This window comes from Faecalibacterium sp. AF10-46 (assembly GCF_003604105.1).
GTDB lineage: Bacteria > Bacillota > Clostridia > Oscillospirales > Ruminococcaceae > Faecalibacterium > Faecalibacterium taiwanense.
The window spans coordinates 1-6,305 of the sequence record NZ_QVGY01000024.1; the positions used below are offsets into that span (position 1 = coordinate 1).

4 protein-coding genes and 1 pseudogene are annotated in these 6,305 nt (G+C 46.3%); all 5 read right to left on the minus strand.

All coding sequences use genetic code 11. The features are described 5' to 3' along the window. Positions 1-230: pseudogene (locus DWV57_RS14100) on the minus strand (sigma-70 family RNA polymerase sigma factor); the annotation flags it as partial. Between the two features lie 682 nt (positions 231-912). Beyond that, positions 913-3,405 carry an ABC transporter permease gene (locus DWV57_RS14105; protein ID WP_120021111.1) on the minus strand — a complete coding sequence of 831 codons (2,493 nt, stop codon included), beginning with the start codon at positions 3,403-3,405 and terminating at the stop codon, positions 913-915. Positions 3,406-3,419: 14 nt separating this feature from the next. Continuing rightward, positions 3,420-4,085: an ABC transporter ATP-binding protein gene (locus tag DWV57_RS14110; protein WP_014079454.1), complete on the minus strand. Its 666-nt coding sequence runs from the start codon at positions 4,083-4,085 to the stop codon at positions 3,420-3,422. 221 nt (positions 4,086-4,306) lie between these two features. Then, entirely contained in the window at positions 4,307-5,338 is a 1,032-nt protein-coding gene (locus DWV57_RS14115) for a HAMP domain-containing sensor histidine kinase (protein ID WP_097784846.1), read from the minus strand. Beyond that, positions 5,335-6,027: a response regulator transcription factor gene (locus DWV57_RS14120; RefSeq protein WP_120021112.1), complete on the minus strand. Its 693-nt coding sequence runs from the start codon at positions 6,025-6,027 to the stop codon at positions 5,335-5,337. Before DWV57_RS14120 ends, DWV57_RS14115 begins: the two co-directional genes overlap by 4 nt. Positions 6,028-6,305 lie beyond the last annotated feature (278 nt).

The window sequence follows — 6,305 nt, forward strand, 5'->3', positions numbered from 1 at the left end:
TCGATGTGCAGATCACAGCCGTAGGATGAAAATACAAATTCTTCACTCGGATAATGGTCTACACTCGTGAGCTGCCCCAGTTCTTCCATCGACAGAACGCTGAATGACTTTTCACGGTCAAGCAGGCGTTTTTTGTTTCGGTGATAGTTCCGGGCCTCATTTCGCAGCACCGCTTTGCAGAACGCATCGAATCGGTACTGTTCGCCATCGTTGCGAGGGATAGCTTCCATCTTCTCACCCCCTTTCCGTGGGGATGTCGGGTGGATTTTTCCCTTTCCGCTAATATGACACCTGAAACACCCGATTCTGCCCGCTTTTTTGAAAATTTCCCAAAAAATTTTTGAAGCAGGTAGATTTTCAGGCGGCAATAGAAAAGCCCGGCAGACCGAAAACGGCCAACCGGGCATAATGACAGCACGAAACGCGCAGAAGCTACATCGTATAGTACATAGTAAAAGCCCTGCTGACCCTGTGCGGGAGCAAGGCTTTTTTTGACAGTTCAAAGCTAGCCGTTCGATAGAATATCAGGCGCATGGCGGCATCCTCCTAGTGGCCGCCATACAAACAATGGTATGCTCTGATAAGCAAAAAGAGCCGGCGGCCTTGATTTTCTCAAAAGCCGCCGGTTCAAAATGGGCGCGCGGATATGTCTGCTGTACGACGGCTTTTTTTCTTTTGCCGTCGTGCGGCAGCTTGCTAACAGGCTATTTCTCTTTATGAGGATTATTATAAAATCCAAATATTACACAAATGTCCGAGGTGCCTTTGATTTCGACAGAAAAACAGGCTGAATTGTTACAAAGCTCGGACATTTCAAAAGAATTTTTTGAAAAATACTAAAGAAGCGGAGCAGCTAAAATCTGCTCCGCTTCGATATGATTGATCTAAGGATGTTTTGCTATTTGATTAAACTCACTCTGTCAACCGCAATCGCTCCACAACTGGAAGGTTAACGTCAGTTTTGTAGACCCATATAGGCACAATAAGGCAGATTAGCAACACCAGTCCAGACACCAGCACCAGTGGGATAAATGGATAGGAGAAAACAGCATAATAGGCCACTTTACTAAAAATCATATATAGCAAGATGAAGATTGCTGTTCCAATGGTGACTGCAAGGGAAAGGGAAACGCCCCAATAATAGAAACCTTCCATAAATAGCATTCGTTTGATTTGTCGCTTTGTCATTCCAATGCTTTCAAGAACAGCTAATTCATAGCGCCGAGTATTTACATTGACAACCATTGTATTGACAAAGTTCATGACACCAACAAGCAGCAGGATCACGGACAACCCTGTTCCTAAAACCTTTGCTGTAATGAGATATTCCTGCATTTCTTCTCGCCGTTCATATCGGGATATAATATCAATGTTAGCTTGTGATGCGGTGATTTGCTTTAATTCTTGCAGTATACTTTCGTCATGTTGACCATCCGTATCAAAGGCCACGCGGAACACTCTATATTGCGGAAAGAGTTCTTTCAAAGCTGTTTGACTAATATACAAATCAGGAGCCGTCCCTCTCTCATTGCCTCCCCCTGCTCGAAACCCTTCATTCAAATAACCGTTCGCTACAATAAAGGAATGCTGTCCGTTCTGCGTCTGGATTGTTATTTCCTGCCCCGGCTGAATAAGGTCTTCTACTGTTTTGGACAGCAGCACAACCTTTCCTTGTTCAAAGGCAGACGTGTCAATAGGCAAGTTTAAGGTTTTATTGATTTCTTCCAAATATGCACTGTCAATTCCAAAAACCCCACTAAAAAAGTTTTGCTGATAATTTTCTAATTTTGCCGGATCAGAAAAATCAATGCCGTTTACTCCGTCTAATGACGCAAGAAACTCGTGAAATACAGCATCGTCATATACAACATCTGCTACTACTTGAGGATAAGGTGCATAGGTCAACCTCAAATTCTCAATGCCGTCAAGCTGACCAATCTCTGAAACCATTTCGCTGGAAATTAAATCTTCTCTTTCGTGGATACTATATGTGAGTGCAAAATCGCTTACTCCCCATTGGCTCACATAATTCTCCGGGCTTAAACCATGTAATAGCCCTGTGACGACAAGGAACAAGGAAAGGCCGAAAAAAAGCGATGCAAAAACAAGGGTTGTACTCTTAGCATTACGAAAGACATTGTTCCATGCCATTCTGGACAACTTCATTTTGCTACAATTTCTGGCGCTACTCTTTGTGCTGGCTGCTGTATATTGGAGTGCTGCTATTGGTGAAACACTTCCGGCAATTTTGGCGGGCTTCATGCTTGCAATCATAACGGTAATGAACGTAAATATGGCCGCTCCTATGAAAATAAACGGCGAAAAAGATACTTTTGTTCCCACATCAGAATTTGTTGAATACATCATATTCAGGAAGTAAGGAACAATGCCAAAGGAAACAACCGCACCAAGTAACAGACCAATCGGAATACCAATACAAGAGATTCTGATTGCCTGCTTATAGATAATTCTCTTTATCTGCCTTTGGGTCGTTCCAATCGTTTTAAGACGGCCATAGAATTGCACATCTTTTATGACAGAGACATAAAGAATATTATAAATCAGCAGATAGCCGCTAAAGGATATAAAAACTGCTAAAATTATTACAGCTAAAATAATAGTTCCACCATTTGCCTGTTCTAATGGTACAATTTCAAATGTTTGCCCTTCTGTAAAGTCAATCTCACGCCGCAATCTTTCACAGTTTTTGTCAGCATTATCATTGCCTTGAAAACGGATCATTGCCGTAACACTATTATCCAGTGATACATTTAAGCTATCCTTAAAAGCGGATGAAACATAAACATAACCACGATTATTTGTGCGCATTGGAATGTAGTCCGTATAGTAGCCCGACAGCAAAAAGGTGTCCGTGACATAATCATAGCTATCGCCAATTTGGTATGACAACACAATCTCCATCCCTATTTGCGGATCAGAAATGCCCATCTGTTCAAGCACCCATGTAGGTAGCATAATTTCGTTTTTACTTGATGGGTAATTTCCTACAACACCTGATATAGTAGGAAGACGGTGGTGTTCCCACTCTGTATCATTTATCCATACTACACCTAATCTTGCGTTTCTCAGTTGTTCTGTATCAACACTACCTAAACGCTGCTGTATACCTACGTCAAGGACAAGGTTTGATTTTGAAATTTCAACCAACTGATTTTCTGTTACATTTGTGATTCCGACATCAGCGGTAGTTCCCATTAACCGAATTTGTTGCATTTGGTAGGTTTCAAAGTAACTAAAACCAATACTGAATGTCGCAGTTATCATAAATGCAGTTAGCACAAGAGCAATGATTGCAAATAAATTACGCTGCCGTTCACGATGCAAACTGCGCTTTGCCAGCTTCTTTTCAATGTCACTGGTATCATTTTCAAAAGGCCATGTCATAGCTTGCCACCTCCTTATTCCACAATCCTGCCATCCTCAATGCGGACAATCCGATCTGCAAGGCGGGCTATGTCGTCATTGTGGGTAATCATTACAACGGTTTGCCGGAACTCCGCGCTGGTGCGCTTGATAAGTCCCAGCACCTCGGCGCTGGTCTTGCTGTCAAGGTTACCGGTTGGCTCATCGGCCAGCACAATAGCCGGTTTGGTAATCAGAGCGCGGGCAATCGCCACACGCTGCTGCTGTCCGCCAGAAAGATTATTCGGCATATTTTTCAGTTTATCTTCCAGCCCCAGCAGGTGAACGATCTCGTCCAAAAACTTCTGATCCACCGTGTCCCCGTCCAGCTCCACCGGAAGGACGATGTTCTCATACACATTCAGAATAGGAACAAGGTTATAGTTCTGGAAGATAAAGCCGATGTTGCGGCGGCGAAAGATGGTAAGCTGTTCATCGTTCTTCTTCGCCAGTTCTTCGCCCCGGACGATCACGGTTCCGCTGGTGGGAGTGTCCAGCCCGCCCATCATGTGAAGCAGGGTGGACTTGCCGCTGCCGGATGTTCCCACAACGGCCACAAACTCGCCGTCCTCCACGGAGAAGTTCACACCGTCAAGGGCGCGGGTAATGTTCGGCTCTGTGCCGTAATACTTTTTCAGATCAATCGCCTGTAAAACGCTCATACTCAAAACTCCTTTCAAGGCTTTCTGCCTGTTGATAAGGCTATTGTAAAACCCAAATGTCCGCGAAATGTTACAGCGGCCAAAAAATTTCATTGAAAATCGGGGGTGAAATGTTACAACGCTCGGACATTTCCGCCGAAAAACTGCCACTGGCAGCTTTATCGTCACACTGTTGCGAAAAGACTTACGGCGGGCAGCCGAGAATGACCGTCCGCCGCATTCTATTTTGTCGGCAGCATAATGGAAAATTCTGAACCCTTGCCCGGCTCAGAAACCACTTTGATGTAGCCGCCCTGCCGTGTTACGATCTCGCGGGTCAGATACAGGCCAATGCCCACGCCCTGCTGTTCGTGTACTTCTTCCTCACGATAAAAGCGCCGGAAGATAGCAGCCTGATTACTTTCGGAAATGCCCTTGCCGGTATCGGCTACTTTGATCTCCACATACATTTCCCACGGTATCACCGACACCGTAATTTTTCCACCTGCCGGAGTATACTTCACCGCATTGTCCAACAGGTTAAAGAGGGCTTCGGATGTCCACTTGCTGTCATGGGAAAAGGTCAAATTCTCCGGGCAGTCCACAGATACAGCGATTTTCTTTTTTTCCGCTGCATACACAATCCCACTCATGGCTTGCGCCACGGTATCAAAGAGGCAGACCGGTTTCTTATTCAACTGGATTACGCCCGTTTCCAACCGTGAGGTTTTCACAAGAGCCTGAAAGAGAAAGTCCAGTTTATCTGTCTGGGTGCGGATTCCACGGATAAAATCGGTACGCTCCGCCTCGGTCATAGGCTTTTCCAGCAGGGTGTCCGTCGCCATTTTCAGATTGCTTACCGGCGTTTTTACCTGATGGGAAATATCCGATACAAGGGTCTGTAACTCCTGCCGTTCCTCGTCCACCCGGCGACGGTTCTCCTGCATGATCTGGTAAAGTCTCGCCAGCCGGTGCCCGATTCTGGCGAGCTGGGTTTCGCTGTCCTCTGGCCGCTGGGGTGCTTCATTTCCGGCGATCATGTGGTCTAAGGTCTGGCACAGGTCAGTGGTAAACTGCGACAGTCGCTTTCCAAACGCCTGCGTCAGTACAAAAATCCCTACAATGGCGCACAGCAGCAGCGCCCCGCCTGTCAGCAGCACCGCAATCTGTTTTGTCACAAGAAAAAGAGCTATGGTGATCCCGGACATGGAGAGGACAAGCTCCATTGCCACCCGGCCAAACAGCCGCTTTACCGAGAGGTTTTGAAACTTCATTTTGCCTCGCCTCCCGTCCATTGATACCCCATGCCGTAAACGGTCTTGATGTAGGGTGCGCCGCCGTCGGCTTCAATCTTGTTGCGAATACGGCTGATGGAGGTTGTCAGGGTGTGTTCGTCCACAAACCGCTCGTCTATATCCCACAGCTTTTCCAAAAGCTGCCCACGGGTCAGCACTTGCCGGGGATTTTTACGAAACAGGTTCAGCATTTTGTACTCCATCGGGGATAGAGTCAGGGGCTTGCCGTTTAAGGAAGCCGTCTGCTCCGAGAAGTCCAGAAACAACCGCCCGTCGTCGTAAATGTCCTTGGCCGGTTTGTGGTGTTCCAGCATGGCGAACATGGCTTTGATTTTCCGCTGCAAGGCCCCAATCACAAAGGGCTTTGTGATGTAGTCCACCGCGCCCACCTCATAACCCCGTATCTGGTCGCTCTCCTGATCGTTGGCGGTCAGGAATATTACGATGGTGTCCGGGTGCTGAGGCTTTATTAGCTTGCATAGCTCAAAGCCGTTCCCGTCCGGCAGGTTGATGTCCAGCAGCACTAAATCAAATTCCCGCTGGCGGATGGCGTCGGCTGCGGTTCTGGCATTTAGGGCAGAAGTCACGCCATAGCCGTCTGCGGTCAGGTTATAGGCCACCATCTTATTCAAAAAACTGTCGTCCTCGACAATTAAAATCTGCTTCATATCCTCACTTCCTTTGCTTTTTGCAGATAGTATAACAGGCAAATGTCCGCGAAATGTTACAGCGGACGGATTTTTCAAAAAAGGGTTTCTTCCTTATTATAGGATAGCCCACTTTACAATACAATGCTCAAACTATGAACAATAAAGTTTAGCAACAATGCGCTTTGCATCATTTCGCCAATCGTCCATGAACTATAAAATGTATATGGGTGATGCAGAATGGCGAAAATCGAGGACTGTCCCGGCTTTGAAACGTTCGGAGCGGATGTCAAGGCAGC

Excerpts from the sequence above, each read along its gene's own strand:
- DWV57_RS14110 (WP_014079454.1), bottom strand. The coding sequence starts at position 4,085 with ATGAGCGTTTTACAGGCGATTGATCTGAAAAAGTATTACGGCACAGAG.
- DWV57_RS14115 (WP_097784846.1), bottom strand. The coding sequence starts at position 5,338 with ATGAAGTTTCAAAACCTCTCGGTAAAGCGGCTGTTTGGCCGGGTGGCA.
- DWV57_RS14105 (WP_120021111.1), bottom strand. The coding sequence starts at position 3,405 with ATGACATGGCCTTTTGAAAATGATACCAGTGACATTGAAAAGAAGCTG.
- DWV57_RS14120 (WP_120021112.1), bottom strand. The coding sequence starts at position 6,027 with ATGAAGCAGATTTTAATTGTCGAGGACGACAGTTTTTTGAATAAGATG.